Annotated in this window: 15 protein-coding genes; 4 read left to right on the top strand and 11 right to left on the bottom strand. The window is 68.4% G+C overall.

Going from position 1 to position 16,811, the window contains the following annotated elements:
- Nucleotides 1-44: 44 nt before the first annotated feature.
- From rsmD to AC5Y39_RS05765, 5 genes are read right to left on the bottom strand one after another with little or no spacing between them, the layout of a single operon-like run.
- A complete protein-coding gene (rsmD, locus tag AC5Y39_RS05785) occupies nucleotides 45-602 on the bottom strand; it encodes a 16S rRNA (guanine(966)-N(2))-methyltransferase RsmD (RefSeq protein WP_500016482.1) in 558 nt (185 codons plus the stop codon).
- Entirely contained in the window at nucleotides 599-3,991 is a 3,393-nt protein-coding gene (locus AC5Y39_RS05780) for a pyruvate carboxylase (protein WP_500016296.1), read from the bottom strand. The genes rsmD and AC5Y39_RS05780 overlap by 4 nt, the downstream gene beginning before the upstream one ends.
- Nucleotides 3,988-4,632: a vitamin K epoxide reductase family protein gene (locus AC5Y39_RS05775; protein ID WP_500016295.1), complete on the bottom strand. Its 645-nt coding sequence runs from the start codon at nucleotides 4,630-4,632 to the stop codon at nucleotides 3,988-3,990. The genes AC5Y39_RS05780 and AC5Y39_RS05775 overlap by 4 nt, the downstream gene beginning before the upstream one ends.
- Nucleotides 4,629-5,396 (bottom strand): DsbA family protein, encoded by a 768-nt coding sequence (locus tag AC5Y39_RS05770; RefSeq protein ID WP_500016294.1) that lies wholly within the window; start codon nucleotides 5,394-5,396, stop codon nucleotides 4,629-4,631. Before AC5Y39_RS05770 ends, AC5Y39_RS05775 begins: the two co-directional genes overlap by 4 nt.
- A 37-nt stretch (nucleotides 5,397-5,433) precedes the next feature.
- Nucleotides 5,434-6,561, bottom strand: coding sequence for an alpha/beta hydrolase (locus AC5Y39_RS05765; protein ID WP_500016293.1), 1,128 nt, complete (start codon nucleotides 6,559-6,561; stop codon nucleotides 5,434-5,436).
- Between the two features lie 42 nt (nucleotides 6,562-6,603).
- Between AC5Y39_RS05765 and AC5Y39_RS05760 the strand changes: the two genes are divergently transcribed.
- Together AC5Y39_RS05760 and AC5Y39_RS05755 are read left to right on the top strand one after the other, a co-directional pair.
- Nucleotides 6,604-7,443 (top strand): aldo/keto reductase, encoded by an 840-nt coding sequence (locus AC5Y39_RS05760; protein ID WP_500016292.1) that lies wholly within the window; start codon nucleotides 6,604-6,606, stop codon nucleotides 7,441-7,443.
- 1 nt (nucleotide 7,444) lies between these two features.
- On the top strand, nucleotides 7,445-8,269 hold the full coding sequence (locus tag AC5Y39_RS05755) for an aldo/keto reductase (RefSeq protein WP_500016291.1): 825 nt from the start codon (nucleotides 7,445-7,447) through the stop codon (nucleotides 8,267-8,269).
- A gap of 9 nt (nucleotides 8,270-8,278) precedes the next feature.
- On the opposite strand, the gene AC5Y39_RS05750 is transcribed toward AC5Y39_RS05755, so the two are convergent.
- From AC5Y39_RS05750 to AC5Y39_RS05740, 3 genes are read right to left on the bottom strand one after another with little or no spacing between them, the layout of a single operon-like run.
- Nucleotides 8,279-8,992 carry an HNH endonuclease family protein gene (locus AC5Y39_RS05750; RefSeq protein ID WP_500016290.1) on the bottom strand — a complete coding sequence of 238 codons (714 nt, stop codon included), beginning with the start codon at nucleotides 8,990-8,992 and terminating at the stop codon, nucleotides 8,279-8,281.
- Entirely contained in the window at nucleotides 8,989-11,211 is a 2,223-nt protein-coding gene (recG, locus tag AC5Y39_RS05745) for an ATP-dependent DNA helicase RecG (protein ID WP_500016289.1), read from the bottom strand. Before recG ends, AC5Y39_RS05750 begins: the two co-directional genes overlap by 4 nt.
- A gap of 2 nt (nucleotides 11,212-11,213) precedes the next feature.
- The gene (locus AC5Y39_RS05740; protein WP_500016288.1) at nucleotides 11,214-12,857 is read right to left on the bottom strand and encodes a DAK2 domain-containing protein; all 1,644 of its coding nucleotides are present in this window, start codon (nucleotides 12,855-12,857) and stop codon (nucleotides 11,214-11,216) included.
- A 193-nt stretch (nucleotides 12,858-13,050) separates the two neighbouring features.
- Here AC5Y39_RS05740 and rpmB point away from each other — a divergent pair, with 193 nt between their 5' ends.
- A complete protein-coding gene (gene rpmB / locus AC5Y39_RS05735) occupies nucleotides 13,051-13,245 on the top strand; it encodes a 50S ribosomal protein L28 (RefSeq protein WP_499963175.1) in 195 nt (64 codons plus the stop codon).
- Between the two features lie 29 nt (nucleotides 13,246-13,274).
- On the opposite strand, the gene AC5Y39_RS05730 is transcribed toward rpmB, so the two are convergent.
- Together AC5Y39_RS05730 and AC5Y39_RS05725 are read right to left on the bottom strand one after the other, a co-directional pair.
- Nucleotides 13,275-13,964, bottom strand: a complete 690-nt coding sequence (locus AC5Y39_RS05730; protein ID WP_500016287.1) for a uracil-DNA glycosylase — start codon at nucleotides 13,962-13,964, stop codon at nucleotides 13,275-13,277.
- A gap of 111 nt (nucleotides 13,965-14,075) precedes the next feature.
- Nucleotides 14,076-15,026, bottom strand: coding sequence for a thiamine-phosphate kinase (locus tag AC5Y39_RS05725; protein ID WP_500016286.1), 951 nt, complete (start codon nucleotides 15,024-15,026; stop codon nucleotides 14,076-14,078).
- Between the two features lie 140 nt (nucleotides 15,027-15,166).
- On the opposite strand from AC5Y39_RS05725, the gene AC5Y39_RS05720 reads away from it, so the two are divergent.
- Nucleotides 15,167-15,709, top strand: coding sequence for a DUF3515 domain-containing protein (locus tag AC5Y39_RS05720; protein WP_500016285.1), 543 nt, complete (start codon nucleotides 15,167-15,169; stop codon nucleotides 15,707-15,709).
- 15 nt (nucleotides 15,710-15,724) lie between these two features.
- On the opposite strand, the gene AC5Y39_RS05715 is transcribed toward AC5Y39_RS05720, so the two are convergent.
- On the bottom strand, nucleotides 15,725-16,789 hold the full coding sequence (locus tag AC5Y39_RS05715) for a D-alanine--D-alanine ligase family protein (protein WP_500016284.1): 1,065 nt from the start codon (nucleotides 16,787-16,789) through the stop codon (nucleotides 15,725-15,727).
- Nucleotides 16,790-16,811 lie beyond the last annotated feature (22 nt).

The following is a 16,811-nucleotide window of genomic DNA, read 5'->3' as shown; positions in this document are numbered from 1 at the left end:
GCTGAGCAGACGCGCACGTTCGCGCCACGGACTAGGGCCACGGACTAGGGGGAAGCGGCGGCGAACTCCAGCCGGGTGTCGCCGTAGCGGCGCTGTAGCCACACTGTCCAGCCGCCCGGCCACGCCAGCGGCGGCGACGACGCCCGACGCTCCACCACGACGACGGTCCCGTCGGCCGCCCACCCACCCAGGCTCAGCGCGGTCAGCATGGCCGTGACGTCGCCGGACCCCACGTCATAGGGCGGGTCGGCGAACACCAGATCCGCGGGTTGCGATGCGCCGGCGCCGAGCACCGCCGCCACCGGCCGCGCGATCACTGTCGCACCCGGCAATCCGAGTGCCTTGGCGTTGCGTTCGATCACCGCCGCGGTGCGCGCGTTGGCCTCCACGAACGTCGCGCGCGCCGCGCCGCGTGACAGCGCCTCCAGCCCCAGCGCGCCCGAACCGGCGTACAGATCGAGCACCGCGATGTCCTCGAAGTCGAGCCGGGCGGCCAACACGTTGAACAGCGCCTCGCGGACCCGGTCACTGGTGGGCCGGGTGCCTCTCGGCGGGACCGCGATCCGGCGTCCGCCCGCGCGCCCGGCGATGATGCGGGTCAGCTGATCACCATCAGCAGATCGCCGCCCTCCACCTGTGCGGTCTGCGACACGGCGATCCGGCTCACCGAACCCGCCTTCGGCGCGGTGATCGCCGCTTCCATCTTCATCGCCTCGATGGTGGCGACGGTCTGCCCGGCGGTCACCTTGTCGCCTTCGCTGACCGCGACCGTCACGACGCCCGCGAACGGCGCGGCGATGTGGTCGGAGTTGGTCCGGTCGGCCTTCTCGGCGGCCGGCACGGCCGTGGCGACGCTGCGGTCGCGCACCAGCACCGGGCGCAGCTGGCCGTTGAGGATGCACATCACGGTGCGCATGCCGCGCTCGTCGGGGTCGGAGATCGCCTCCAGTCCGATCAGCAGCTCGACGCCGCGTTCCAGCTGCACGCGGTGTTCCTCGCCGTGGCGTAGGCCGTAAAAGAACTGGTTGGCCGATAGCCGCGACGTGTCGCCGTACAGTTCGCGGTGCTCCTCGAAATCCTTCGTCGGACCGGGGAACAGCAATCGGTTGAGTGTGGCTTGTCGTTGTGCCCCAGGGCTTTTCAGCGCCTTCTCGTCGTCGGCGGTCAGGTCCTGCTGGGGCTTGGCGGGCGGACGGTCGGCGAGCGCCTTGGTCCGCAGCGGCTCGGGCCAGCCACCGGGCGGATCGCCGAGCTCACCGCGGAAGAAGCCGACCACCGAGTCGGGGATGTCCAACCGCGAAGGGTCGGCCGCGAATTCGTCGGCGGTGAGGCCCGCCCCCAACAGCGCCAGCGCCAGGTCGCCCACCACTTTCGACGACGGGGTCACCTTGACCAGTCGACCCAGAACCCGGTCTGCCGCAGCGTAATTGGCCTCGATCTCTTCGAAGCGGTCGCCGAAGCCCAGCGCGATGGCCTGCTGACGAAGGTTGGACAGCTGACCGCCGGGAATCTCGTGGCGATACACCCGGCCAGTGGGGAATACCGGCCCGGAGGCTGCGACATCGAACGGGGCGTAGACCTTTCGCAGCGCCTCCCAGTACGGCTCCAGGTCGCACACCGCCGACAGCGACAGTCCGCTGTCGTACTCGGTGTGTGCGGTGGCGGCGACGATCGCCGACAGCGCAGGCTGGCTGGTGGTGCCGGCCAGCGGCGCGGCAGCGCCATCGACCGCACTGGCCCCGGCGTGGATGGCCGCCAGGTAGGTGGCGAGTTGACCGCCCGGTGTGTCGTGGGTGTGGACGTGCACCGGCAGGTCGAAGCGGCTGCGCAGCGCGCTGACCAAAGCCGTCGCCGCTTGGGGCCGTAGCAGCCCCGCCATGTCTTTGATCGCGAGAATGTGCGCACCGGCGTCCACGATCTGCTCCGCCAGCTTCAAGTAGTAGTCCAGGGTGTAGAGCGTTTCGCCGGGGTCGGACAGGTCACCGGTGTAGCTCATCGCGACTTCGGCGACGGCCGTGCCGGTTTCGCGGACCGCGTCGATCGCGGGCCGCATCGACTCGACGTTGTTGAGCGCGTCGAAGATCCGGTAGATGTCGATGCCGGTGGCGGTGGCCTCTTCGACGAAGGCGTGCGTGACGGTTTCGGGATACGGCGTGTAGCCGACGGTGTTGCGACCGCGCAGCAGCATCTGCAGGCAGATGTTGGGAACCGCTTCGCGGAGCGCCGCCAGCCGTTCCCACGGGTCTTCCTTCAGAAAACGAAGCGCCACATCGTAGGTCGCACCGCCCCAGCATTCGATGGACAGCAGCTGCGGGGTCATCCGGGCGACGTACGGCGCCACCATCAGCAAGCCGTTGGTGCGCAGCCGGGTGGCCAACAGCGATTGGTGCGCGTCGCGGAACGTCGTCTCCGTAACCCCCACGGTCACAGACTCTTTCAGCCAGCCGGCGAACCCCTCCGGGCCCAGTGCCGTCAACCGTTGCTTGGACCCCGGCGGTGGGGGCGCCGACAGATCGACCGTCGGCAACTTGTCGTGGGGATACACCGTCGACGGGCGCGGCCCGTGCGGCTGGTTGACGGTGACGTCGGCAAGGTAGTTGAGGATCTTGGTGCCGCGGTCGGCCGGTGTCCGCGCGGTCAGCAGCCAGGGCCGCTCTTCGATGAACGAGGTGGTGACCCGTCCGGCGCGGAAATCCGAATCCGCCACCACCGCAAGCAGAAACGGGATGTTCGTCGCCACCCCGCGGATGCGGAATTCGGCGAGCGCACGGCGCGCACGGGCGACCGCCGTGGAGAAGTCGCGCCCGCGGCAGGTGAGTTTGACCAGCATGGAGTCGAAGTGCGCGCTGACCTCGGCGCCCAAATTGGTGGCGCCGTCGAGCCGGACGCCGGCACCGCCGGTGGAGCGATAGCCGGTGATGCGGCCGGTGTCGGGACGAAAGCCGTTGGCCGGATCCTCGGTGGTGATGCGACACTGCATGGCGGCGCCGCGGATCTGTATCGAATCCTGGTGCAGCCCAAGGTCTTCCAGTGACTCCCCGTCGGCGATGCGCATTTGACTGCCCACCAGGTCGACGTCGGTGATCTCCTCGGTGACGGTGTGCTCCACCTGGATGCGCGGATTCATCTCGATGAACACGTAATGTCCGCGCTCGTCGAGCAGGAACTCGACCGTGCCCGCATAGGCGTAGTCGATGTGCCGCGCGAACGCCACCGCGTCGGCGCAGATCCGCGCACGCAGCTCGTCGGGCAGGTTCGGCGCCGGAGCGAGCTCGATGACCTTCTGGTGGCGACGCTGCACGCTGCAGTCCCGCTCGAACAGGTGGATGACGTTGCCCTGGGTGTCGGCGAGGATCTGCACCTCGATGTGACGCGGGTTGATCACCGCCTGTTCCAGGTAAACCGTCGGGTCGCCGAAGGCCGACTCGGCTTCCCGGCTGGCGGCTTCGATCGCCTCGGGTAGCGCGTCCGGATCGGTCACCCGCCGCATGCCCCGGCCACCGCCACCGGACACCGCCTTGACGAACAGCGGAAACTCCATGTTCTGTGCGGCGGCCATCAGCTCGTCCACCGACGTCGACGGCGCCGAGGACGTCAGCACCGGAAGACCCGCAGCGCGGGCGGCCTCGATCGCGCGGGACTTGTTGCCGGTCAGCTCCAGGATGTCCGCGTTGGGTCCGATGAATGTGATGCCGGCGTCCACGCAGGCTGCGGCCAGCTCCGGGTTCTCCGACAAGAAGCCGTAACCGGGATAGACGGCGTCGGCGCCGGCACGCAGCGCGGTGCCGACGATCTCGTCGACCGAGAGGTACGCCCGCACCGGATGGCCCACCTCACCGATCTGATATGACTCGTCGGCCTTGAGCCGGTGCACGGAGTTGCGGTCCTCGTACGGATACACCGCGACGGTGGCGATGCCGAGTTCATAGGCGGCGCGGAACGCGCGGATCGCAATTTCGCCTCGGTTGGCGACAAGAACCTTCTGGATCACGAGATCAGCGTCGACCAGTAATCCCAGAACTGCACGACGATCAGCAGAATCACCGCGGTCACCCACAGGGCGACCAGCGGCCAGCGCCACGTGTAGAGCAGGCGGCCGGCGGCGTGCCGGCCCAGCGGCGCCAGCGCCACCGACGAGACGACGACCAGCAGCGGGATGGTCACCGCCCACACCACCATGCAGTACGGGCACAGCGCGTTGATCCGGTACAGGCTCTGAAAGATCAGCCAGTGCACGAACACCGCGCCGAGCAGCGTGCCGGCCGCGAGCCCGAGCCAATACCAGCGCGGCAGGCTCACCCGACCGACCGCGAGGACGCCGGTGACCACCACGACGGTGAACGCGACGATGCCCAGAAGCGGATTGGGGAAACCGAAGAGCGCGGCCTGCGGCGTCACCATCACCGACCCGCAGGACAACACCGGGTTGATGCTGCACGACGGGCGGTACGACGGGTTCTTCAGCAGCTCGATCCGCTCGACCGTCAGCGTGAACGACGCCGCCAGCCCGACCACCCCGGCGATCAGCACGTACCAGGCGCTGGCGCGAGCGACGCCCACCCCGGCGCGACTGGGCGCGTGGTCCACCGCGTTCTCGGCCGACGGGGACTGGTCGGCTGCGGCGACGGTCATTGAGCCGGAGCGGGGCTCGCCGGCGGCGCCGGCGGCAGGGTCCCGAGAATGCCCTTGACCTGATCGATCAGCGTCTGCGGCGTGGTGGTGCGCGTGATCGGGAATTCCTTGCCGTTGATCAGGATCGTGGGGGTGCCGCTGATCTTGGCATCTTTGGCCATGCCCTTCACCACGTCGAGGTACTTGCCGCTGTTGATGCAGTCCGCGACCTGGGGGCCCGCGCCGGCTTGCTGGGCCTGCTGGATCAACCAGGCGTTGTCGTGGAACGGACCGGCGACCTCGTCGGGCTGGACGCCGCGTTGGTACAGCGTCGAGTGGAACTTGCGGAACGCGGGGATCGACTCGTCGGCCACGCAGTAGGCCGCCGCGCCGGCGCGTGACGAATAGTTGTTACTGCCCGGCCTGCTGTCGAGGATCGCCACCATCCGGTAGTCGACTTGGATGGCGCCGCTGTCGATCAGCTGGCTGACCGTGGGGCCGAACTGCTCTTCGAAACCGCCGCAGGCTGGGCAGAGGAAGTCCTCGTAGATGGACAGCACAGCCTTGGCCTGGCCGGCGTCGTTCTTCACGAGCCTGTCTTGTGCGGCAACCGTGATCGCCCGCCCGCTTTGGGCGGCCGGGCTGTTGTCCTTCTTGTGCAGCATGATCCAGCCGACCAGAGCGACCGCGAAAATGATGACCAACGCGGTGAGGCCGCCGCGCACCAACAGTTCACGCTTGCGGTCGGCCGCCTTCAGGTCATAGCGCTTGGGTTTGTTCGCCACAGCGCTCAGACTACCGGCGGCCCTGAGCGCGCCCTGCTCAAACGTGGGTCAGGTGCGCTCGCAACGCCGAGGTGATCTCCGCCATCGCCAGCGCACTGCCGCCGCCCAGCGGCCAGAAATTGCAGAACGCGTGGATCAGCGACGACATCCGCCGGCAGTCGACCGTCACCCCGGCTTCTCGCAGGCGTTCGGCATAGGCCTCGCCTTCGTCGCGCAGCGGATCGAAGCCCGCGGTGATCACGATGGCCGGCGGCAGGCCCGCGAGGTCGTCGGCAAGCAGCGGCGACACCCGCGGGTCGGTGACGTCCAGTTGCGATCCGTCGAGGTACTGCTGCCCACACCACTTCAGGTCGTGTGCCGTCAGAAAGAACCCGTTGGCGAACAACGCCCGCGACCGGGTACCGCCCCGCAGATCGGTCACCGGATACAGCAGCAGCTGCAGTGCAGGCGCCACGCCGTCGTCACGCCCCCACCGGGCGATCACCGCCGCCAGGTTGCCGCCGGCACTGTCGCCGCCGACGGCCACGACCCCGCGCCGGGCGCCGAGTTCATGGCCGTGCTCCAGCGCCCATCGGTAGGCGGCGTAGGCGTCTTCGAGGCCTGCGGGCGCGGGATGCTCGGGTGCGAGGCGGTAGGCCACCGACAGCACGTCGATGCCGGCATCCCGGCAGATCAAGCGGCACACGTTGTCGTGGGTGTCGAGGTCGCCGAGCACCCAGCCACCGCCGTGGAAGTAGAGCAGCAGCGGATTGGCGCCGTCGCTGTCAGGACGGTAGTGCCGGGCCGGGATCGGGCCGGCGGGTCCGGGAACGGACAGCTCGGTGACCGAGGCGAGCGGAACCGGGTTGCGGTCGATGTCGTGGGTGGTGCGGCGCACCCGCTCGCGGGAGTAAGCCACCTCGTCGCGCGCGGTCAGGCCTTCTTCCCCGGAGAGCTTCAGCGACACCAGGGCCAACTGCAGGGTCGGGTCGAGGGTGTTGCCGTCGATCGTGACGGCCCGCGCCATCAACCGCTTCGCGGCGTCGGGAATCGCGGGCAGCACACCTGCGCCGACCTTGTTGGCGAGCAGCGCCGCCGCGACGCGGGCCTGGGTGAGGCGGTGGTGGTTTTTTGCCGATGTCGAACCGTGCGATGTGGAACGCGCTGGGGTGTCGGTCACATCCATGGACGGTAATCGCTTCGAGGTTGCGCTGGCAGACTGGTCGGAATGACTGCTCCGCTGATCACGCTCAATGACGGCAACGCCATTCCCAGCGTGGGTCTCGGCGTGTTCAAGACACCACCGAAGGAGACGGAAAAGGCGGTCCGTGCTGCGCTCGAGGCCGGCTACCGGCACATCGACACCGCGTCGATGTACGGCAACGAGCGCGAAGTGGGCCGCGCGGTCGCCAAGTCCGGCATCCCGCGCGAGGAGATCTTCGTCGTCACGAAGCTGTGGAATTCCGACCAGGGTTACGACCGGACGATGAAGGCGTTCGAGAAGAGCATGAAGCTGCTCGGCTTGGAGGGCGGCTATCTCGACATGTACCTGATCCACTGGCCGGTGCCGGCGATCGGCCGGTTCGTCGACACCTGGCGGGCGTTCGCCGCGCTGCGCGACCTCGGCCGGATCCGTTCCATCGGCGTCTCCAATTTCGCGCCGGAACATCTGAGCACGCTGATCGACGCGACCGGCATCGTGCCCGTCGTCAACCAGATCGAGCTGCATCCGCTGTTGACGCAGGTGGAGCTGCGTGAAGTGCACGCGCAGCTGGGGATCGCGACGGAGGCGTGGAGCCCGCTCGGCCGGGGCCGGCTGCTCGAGCATCCCACCGTCACCGAGATCGCCGAGCGATACGGCAAGACTCCCGCGCAGGCGATCATCCGCTGGCATTTGCAGATCGGTAACATCGTGATCCCCAAGTCGGTGAACCCTGAGCGGATTGCGAGCAACTTCGACGTGTTCGACTTCGAATTGAGTGACGAAGACGTCACCTCGATCTCCGCGCTCGACAACGGCACCCGGCTGGGTCCCGATCCACGCACCTTCAACTCCACGGGCAGGTGAGATGACGCCGACCATCACCCTCAACGACGACAACGTCATTCCGGTTGTCGGCCTCGGCGTCGCGGAGCTGTCGGAAGACGACACCGAGCGCGCGGTCAGCGCGGCCTTGGAGGCCGGCTACCGGCTGATCGACACCGCTTCGGCGTACGGCAACGAGGCCGCCGTCGGCCGCGCGATCGCGGCGTCCGGCATCCCGCGCGAAGAGGTGATCGTGACCACCAAGGTCGCCACCCAGGACCAGGGCTACGGCAGCACCAAAGAAGCCTGCGCCGCAAGCCTCGAACGGCTGGGCCTGGACTACATCGACCTCTACCTGATCCATTGGCCCGCAGCACCATTGGGCACGTACCTGGACACCTACGGCGCAATGCAGATTCTGCAGCACGAAGGCAAGGTGCGCTCGATCGGCGTCTGCAACTTCCTCGAGGAGCAGCTGACCTCGATCGCCGACATCACCTACACCCACCCGGCGGTCAACCAGATCGAGCTGCACCCGCTGCTCAACCAGGCGGAGCTGCGCGCGCTGCACGCCGATCGCGGCATCGTCACCGAGGCTTACAGCCCGCTGGGCGTGGGCAAGCTGCTGGACAACCCGACGCTGGTGTCGATCGCCCAGGCGCACGGAAAAACTCCCGCGCAAGTGGCGATCCGCTGGAGCATTCAGCTCGGCAACGTGGTGATCCCGCGGTCGGGTAACCCCGAGCGGATCAAAGAGAATATCGACGTCTTCGACTTCGAGTTGACCGACGAGCAGATGGACGCCATCAACGCGCTCGACGACGGCACCCGGTTCCGCCCCGACCCCGCCACCTACACCGGCACCTGAGCAATCAGGTCAACCCGTCGGGCAGGTGCTCGCGCCCTCTCGCAAAACGCCGGCCGACGACTGGTCGATCGGCAGTCCGTAGCCGCGCAGCACATTCACGAACTGCACCGAATACTGGCACCAGAACGCCTTGTTCGGCGGCATCCAGGTGGACGGTGCCTGGTCCCCCTTGTCCTGGTTCGCCTGCCCGGCGACCGCGATCAGGTTCGCGGGGTCGTTGGCGAACCGCACCCGCATGCCGTCGGGCCACGCCCGAGCCCCTAAGTCCCATGCCAGCGCCAAGGGCACGATGTGGTCGATCTGCACCGCCGCGCCGGTCTGCTCGCCGCGCACGAACGCAACCGTGGCATTGGTGTACGGGTCGTGAAGTATGCCGGTGGCCACCGCGTGTGGGCAGCGCTTGATGGAGACGTATGTCTTGTCGACGAGGTCGCGGTCCAAGATGTCGTTGCGGGTGTCGCAGCCGTTGTGACCCAGCGGTGCGTCGTTGTCGTCGGTCCAATTCTCGCCGAACGCCGCACGTCTGTAGTCGTTGCTGCGCACCCGGATCGGGATGACCGCGATGCCGGCGAGCACATCGGTGCCGGGGGCGACGGTGGGCACGTCCGCCTGGGCGGTGAACGCCTCGGAGCGGTGCCGCCATGCGGTGGTGCCGGCCTGCAAGGCGACGAGCATGGCGACCATGACGGCGGCCGCCAACAGCGCCCAGGTGCGTCGGCTCATGCCTTGTCCAGGAATTCCACGCGGTCGGATTCGATGAATTGCGCTGCCAGCATTGCCATTCCGCGATGGTGCGGGTGCTCGGGGTAAAGCGACTCACAGATTGCTCGGGCGGCTTCGATGATCTCCCGGTGTTTCGACAGTGACAGGAACTTCAGCGTGATGGGACGCCCAGATTGGCTGTGCCCCAGCACATCTCCCTCGCGGCGCTCCTCGAGGTCGAGGTCGGCGAGCTGGAAGCCGTCCAGCGTGCCGGCGACCGCCTTCAGTCGCCGCCCGGCCGGGGATCCTTCCGGGAGCCGGGTGGCGAGCAGACACAGGCTCGGATGCCGGCCGCGGCCGATGCGGCCGCGCAGTTGATGCAGTTGGCTGATCCCGAACCGGTCGGCGTCCATCACCAACATCACTGTCGCGTTGGGGACGTCGACGCCCACCTCGATCACCGTGGTGCACACCAGCACGTCGATCTGCCCGTTGCGGAAACCGGCCATCACGGCGTCCTTCTCGTCAGGCGACAGCCGGCCGTGCATCAGGCCCAGCCGCAGACCCGACAGAGACCCGCGCCGCAGAGACGTGTACAGCTCGAGGACCGTGGTGGCCGGCGGTCCCCCGGTGCCGGGGTTGTCGCTCTCGTCGATGCGCGACGCCACCACATAGGCCTGCCGCCCGGCCCGGACTTCTTCGGTGATGCGCTGCCACGCGCGGTCGAGCCACTTCGGCTTGTCGTTGACGAAGATCGTGTTGGTGGTGATGGGTTGGCGCCCGCGGGGCAACTCGCGAAGTGTCGACGTCTCGAGGTCGCCGTACACGGTGAGCGCGACCGTGCGCGGAATGGGCGTGGCGGTCATCACCAACAGGTGCGGGGTCAGACCATCGGGAGCCTTGGCGCGCAACCGATCCCGCTGCTCGACTCCGAACCGGTGTTGCTCGTCGACGACGACCATGCCGAGGCTGTTGAACTCGACAGCGTCCTGTAGCAGCGCGTGGGTTCCGATCACGATGCCGGCCTGACCGGACGCGACCTCCTCACGCACCTGCCGCTTCTGCTGCGGCGACATGGATCCGGTCAGCAGCGCCACCCGGGTGCCGCCGTCATCGCCGCCGAGTTGACCCGCCATCGCCAGCGGGCCGAGGATGTCGCGGATCGAGCGGGCGTGCTGGGCCGCAAGCACTTCCGTGGGTGCCAGCATCGCGCACTGATATCCGGCGTCGACCATCTGCAGCATGGCCAGCACCGAGACGATGGTCTTGCCGGAGCCGACCTCCCCTTGCAGCATCCTGTTCATCGGTCGGCTGCCGGCCAATTCCGCGGACAGCACGTCGAGCACGTCGCGCTGGCCCTGAGTCAATTCGAACGGCAACTGCCGCAGCATCGCGGCGACCAGTCCGTCGTCCCTTCGTGGTGCCCGCGGCCCGCTGTCGCTACGTTCGCCGTGTCGGCGGGCCACCAAGGCCCACTGCAGCCCGACCGCCTCGTCGAATGTGAGCCGCTCGGCGGCACGGTCGCGTTCCGCCGAGTTCGTGGCCAGGTGGATGGCCCGCAACGCCTGGTCTTCTGACATCAAAAGGCGTTGGCGCACAACGTCTTCGGGCAACGGTTCCTCGATCGGGTCAAGCACGTCGAGCACTTGGCGCACGCAGGCGTAGATGTCCCAGCTCTGCACTTTGGCGTTGGCCGGGTAGATCGGGAAGAATTCCCGCTCGAACGCCGCGAGCAGCTGCTCCTCACCGGTGGCCCCCGACGCATCGGCGATGGTTTTCAGTGACTTGGTACCGGCGGTCTTGCCCGTGGGCGAGCTGAGCACCAAGAACGCCGGATGGCTCAATTTCATTGCGCCCCGGTAGTATTCGACCTCGCCGGACAGCATGACGCGGGCGCCTTTGACCAGCTTGTCGAGCATCCAGTCGGCGTTAAAGAACGTGGCGGTCACCCTCGGCCGGTGTGTTCCCAGCGTCACTTGCAACCACTTGCGCCTGCGCTTGCCCGGCTTGGGTTTCATCCAGTCCGACTTGGTTTCGGTGATCTCGTCGACGAACGTGACGTGTTCGCCTTCTTCCAGGTCGAATTCGTCGTCCTCGCCGCGCACCGACATTCCCTCGCTGTACTTGCGGGGGTAGTGCCGGAGCAGGTCGTTGACCGTTCGCATCCCGAAGTGTTCTTCGATCTTTCTGGCGGTGTTGCGGCCGAGGACGTAGTCGAGCCGGTCGTCGAGCGTGGCCACCGCTACTCGACCCCGATCAGTAGCGCATCCCCGCGGTGACCGGTGTGATAGGTCACCAACTCCGTACCCGGGTGATGACGATGCACGTGCGCTTCGAGGTCGCCGCCCACGCAGTCGTCGACATTCGCCCCGATCAGCACCGTGACCAGTTCACCGCCCGTGCCAAGCAGGAGGTCGAGCACTCGGCGGGCCGTCGACGCGATGTCGTGGCGCACCACCAGCACCTCGTCGCCGGCGATGCCGAGCCCGTCACCGGGTCTGCACGGCCCGGCGAAAGTGAGCGCCTCTTCGGTGGCGACGCGCACCGATGCGTAGCGGGTGGCTGCGGCGGCCTGCGCCATCGCATACCCGTCGTCGACGGCGGCGCGGCCCGGTTCGTGCACGGCGAGCGCGGCCAGTCCCTGCACCATCGACGCCGTGGGCAACGGGACGACGTCGAGTCCCCAGCCGGTGGCCGCGGTGCAGCCGGCGACGAGTTCCTCGGCGGCGACGAAACCGTTGGGCAGCACCATGATCTGGCCGGCTCCGGTGTCGACGACCGCGCGCAACAGCTCAGTGGCGCTGATCGTTGCCGACGGGTCCGTCTTGTCGTCGGCGCACCGAAGCACGTGGGCGCCTTCGTCGGCGAACAGCTGCGCGGCACCGTCACCGTCGACGACCGCGAGCACCGCCCGACGCCGCACCCACCGGCTGGGCGCGGCGCCCCCGCGCAGCGTGGAGATCTGGATCTCACTGGGCGTGCCGATCGCAAGCCCGGCCTCGATCGCCGCCCCGGCGTCGTCGGCGTGGACGTGCACCGAGTAGCGGTCGCCACCGTCGCCCGCGATGGCCACCGAATCACCCAGCTCTTCCAGCCGTTTGCGCAGGCCGTCGATTCGCTCGGCGCTGGTGTCGATGTGGTACATCACCTCGTAGTGAGGCGCCCGCACGTCGGCGTTCGGTTCCACGGTGGCGCGCTCCGCCGGCGGCGACGGAACGCACTCGCCCCGAGACGGTGTGTGCCCGGTGAGCACCGCGGCCAACGCATCGAGCAGCACCAGCAGCCCGCGCCCGCCGGCGTCCACGACTCCGCACTCGGCGAGCACGCCGAGCTGGTCGGGGGTTTTCTCGAGCGCGACGACGGCCGCATCGGCCGCGGCGAGCACAGTGCCGGGCAGGTCGTCGCCGTCGGCGGCGCAGTGTTCGGCCCGGGCGGCAGCCGCTTGCAGCACCGAAACGATGGTGCCCTGCACCTCCTCGCCCATCGACCCGACGACCAGCGCGACCGCGTGGCGCAGGGCGGCGCCGAAGAGCACCGGGCTGACGTCGGCGAGCTGACTTTCCGTGTCGGCAGCAGCAGCTGCCGTGACGTCGGCCAGCGCCCGCAGGATCTGGGACAGGATGACGCCCGAGTTGCCGCGGGCGCCATGGAGTGCGCCGCGGGCCAAGGCCGCCGCGACCTGGCTCACGTCGCCGGATCTCTGCGCGTGCCGCTCGGCTTCGGCCAGCGCGGCCCGCATGGTGAACAGCATGTTCGTCCCGGTATCGGCGTCTGCGACCGGGAAGACGTTGAGCCGGTTGATCTCCTCGGCGTGCACCACGAGACCGCCGACCGCCGCGTGTGCCCAGTCGAGCAGGCCGGATGCATCCAACCGCCGACCCGACATCACACCTCCTCGCGCGGCGCACTCGTTGCGAGCCTAGCCAGTCGGGCTGACAGCCCCGCGGCGGTAGCGGCTGCCGCGTTTTTGGTGATCACCGGGGTGGCCGGTATTCTGGTGCGGTTGTCGACGTCACCTGCTCTGCAGTTGCTGGCCACCGCGACGACACAGACGTAACGATCCGAATGGAGTTTCTGCTATGGCTGCCGTCTGCGATATCTGCGGGAAGCGTCCGGGCTTCGGCAAGTCGGTGTCGCACTCGCACCGCCGGACCAGCCGTCGCTGGAATCCCAACATCCAGACCGTGCGCGCCGTTGCCCGCCCCGGCGGCAACAAGCAGCGGCTGAACGTGTGCACGTCCTGCTTGAAGGCCGGCAAGGTCGTCCGCGGCTGACGGTTACGGCACCCTGCTGCGCCTGACGTTCACGGCAGTCGCCAGTCCACGGGTTCGCCGCCCAGTTCTGCCAGCAGCGCGTTCGCTCGGCTGAACGGTCGCGAGCCCAGAAATCCTCGATGCGCCGACAGCGGCGACGGATGGGCCGAGTCGATGGTGGCCACCCGGGATCCACCTTCGGCCAGCATCGGCTTCAGTGTCGCCGCCTCTCGACCCCACAAGATCGCCGCCAGCGGCTGCGGGCGCGCCGCCAGCGCCCGGATCGCGCATTCGGTGACCACTTCCCAACCCTTGCCGCGATGCGATGCCGGGTTTCCCGGGCGCACCGTCAGCACCCTGTTCAGCAGCAGCACTCCGCGCTCGGCCCACGGCGTCAAATCGCCGTTCGACGGCGCCGGATAGCCCAGATCGGCGCTGTACTCGGCGAAGATGTTCTCAAGACTGCGCGGTAGCGGTCTGACGTCCGCAGCCACGGAGAAGCTCAAGCCGACAGCATGCCCGGGCGTCGGATACGGATCTTGGCCGACGATCAGCACGCGGACCTTTTCGAAGGGAAAAGTGAACGCGCGCAACACGTTTCTACCAGCGGGCAGGTAACGGTGGCCGGCCGCCAGCTCGGCGCGCAGGAACTCCCCCATCGCCGCCACTTGATCCGCCACCGGCTCCAGCGCCTGCGCCCAGCCCTCGTCGACGAGTTCCTTCAGCGGGCGTGCCGTCACGGCCGTCAAAGTTACGCCAGCCCTTTCACCAGAAGGACCACCGTGCGGTCGGTGATCTTCAGCGCAGCGATCGCGAAGACGGTCACGGCGTCACGGTAACGCGCCCGATGGTTATTGAAACGATTGCCAGCCCGCGTGTCCGCGCCAATCCGCACCGTCGACCAAGACCCGGGGCGGCCCGTCCACCACGGTGCCGATAACCCGCCATCCCTCAGGGACCCGGCCGTCGAACGTCGCGACCAGCGCGTGGTCCTCCCCGCCGCCGAGGACCCACGACCACACATCGACGCCGACCACTTGCGCGGCTTCCAGGAGCGCGTCGTGATCGGATGCCAGCGCAGTCGTCGACAACTCGATGCCGACGCCGGACGCATGGGCGACGTGACGCAGGTCGGCGACGAGCCCGTCTGACACGTCGGTCATCGCCGAGGCGCCGGCTTTGGCCGCAGCCAGGCCCTGACCGTAGGGCGGCTGCGGCACCAGATGCCTGCGCCGCAACTCGTGAAAGCCCGGAAAGTTCAGGTCGCACAACGCATATCCGGCCGCCGAGCGGCCGAGCTCGCCGCACACCCCGACCACCGAACCGGCGACCGCGCCGCTGCGGGCCACCGGCGGCCGGCCGTGAAGATCGCCGAGCACGGTCACGGACACCACCCACTGCGGGGCGCTCACCAGATCGCCACCCACAATGCCGGCTCCCACGCGGCGGGCCTCCTCCCTCATGCCGTCGGCGAGCTCGGCGACCGCAGCTGCTGACGTGTCGGCCGGCGCGCCGAACGCCACCACGAACCCGGTTACGGCAGCACCCATGGCCTCGATGTCAGAGGCGTTCTGCGCGATGGCTTTTCGGCCGATGTCACGCGGACTCGACCAGTCGCGCCGAAAGTGCCTCGACTCGACGAGCATGTCGGTGGAGACCACCACCCGGCCGTCCGGGGCGGCCAGCACCGCCGCGTCGTCGCCCGGCCCCAGCAGCGTGTGCGGAAGCTGTCCGCGCCCGACCAGCAGGCGGTCGATCACCGCGAACTCCCCAAGGTCGGCCAGCGTCGGATCGTCGCTCACGTCGCAGTCTCCATCCGCTGAACGCCGGCCTTGCCTGCGGTAGCTTTTACCTCTGCCGGGCCCGGGGCACCGGCCAGTGTATTGCGCAGATGCGGCCGACGAAGAGGAGAGTCGCGGGTGGTCGAAGCGGTCACGCTACGTTGGCCCAGCTGAGGGACGGGCCGCCGCGGGCATTGCTGCTGGCAGCGGTCGGTGTGGCCGTGGCGGCCGCGGTTGCGGTGCTGGTGGTCGCGGTCTGGCGGGCGCGCACAGCGCAGCCGCGACCGCTGGTGGTCCCCGCCGTCCCGGTTCCCCAGGCGAACAGCCCCGAATGCGCGACATTGATGAATGCGCTGCCCCAGCGACTCGGCGACTACCAGCGGACCACCCCGGCCGACCCTGTGCCACCGGCCACCGCGGCGTGGCGTTCGGAATCCGACGCCGAGCCGATCCTGTTGCGCTGCGGGGTCGGCCAGCCCGCGGACTTCGTCGTCGGTGCGACCATCAACACCGTCAACACCGTGCAATGGTTCGGGGTGGCCGAACCGGGGACCGGCCGCAGCACCTGGTTCGTGGTCGATCGCCCCGTGTATGTCGCCCTCACCGTCCCGCGGGGCACCGGCGCCACGCCGATCCAAGAGATGTCCGACGTGATTGCCGCCAAACTGCCCGCCGTGCCGATCCGGCCAGGGCCGCCGCGGTAGACGGGGCGCAGCGAGTCAACGCAAGCCGACACCGCGGGCCAGTGCCGTGTCGACCATCGCGGACAGCAGCGTCGGATAGTCGACTCCGGCGGCCGCCCACATCCGCGGATACATCGAGATCGTCGTGAAGCCCGGCATCGTGTTGAGCTCGTTGACCAGCGGCCCCTTCTCGGTCAGGAAGAAGTCGACACGAGCCAGACCCTGGCAGTCGATTGCGTCGTAGGCCCGACGGGCCAGCACCCGAATCTCGTCGGCGATGTCGTCGTCGATCTTCGCGGGTACGTCGAGTTCGGCGACATCGTCGAGGTATTTGGTGACGAAATCGTAGAAGCCGTCCTCGCGATCGCGTACCCCCTGGACGCGGATCTCCCCCACTGCGCTGGCACCGACCGTGCCGTCCGGCCACTCGAGCACGCCGCATTCCAACTCGCGACCCACGATTGCTTTCTCCACCAACACTTTTGGATCGTGCCGACGGGCCTCGGCAACGGCTGCGGGCAGTTGCTCCCAGCTCGTCACACGGCTCACGCCGAGCGAAGAGCCGGCGCGGGCGGGTTTGACGAACACGGGCAGACCCAGCCGCTCTCTGTCCTGCTCGGTCAACGAGCTGTGCCGTGCCCGCAGCACCGCGTAGTCGCCGATGGGCAACCCGTCGGCGGCCAACAGCTTTTTCGTGAATTCCTTGTCCATGCCGGCCGCGCTGGCGAACACGCCCGCCCCGACGTAGGGCACACCGGCCAGCTCGAGCAGCCCTTGGATGGTGCCGTCCTCGCCATACGGGCCGTGAAGGACAGGAAAGACGACGTCGACGGACGTCAGCGCCTCGCCGAACGCGACCTCGGTTCCCGACGACGCCGTGACCTCGGGAAGCTGGCGATCCTTGATCGCCAGGCTGTCGGGGTCCGCGCCGGTGAGCAGCCAGGTGCCCTCACGGGTGATACCAACCGGCACGATGTCGAACCTGCTCGGGTCGAGGTGGCGCAGGATGCTGCCGGCCGATACGCAGGAGATCTGATGCTCGTTGCTGCGTCCGCCGTAGATCACGGCGACGCGCACGCGGCGGCCCTTGCTGGCAGTCACAAGCTAGAGAGGCTACCGGTCG

This window comes from Mycobacterium sp. NGS39 (assembly GCF_059812765.1).
The sequence above is the reverse complement of the archived record's forward strand: the minus strand, read 5'-3'. Positions and strand labels throughout refer to the sequence as shown.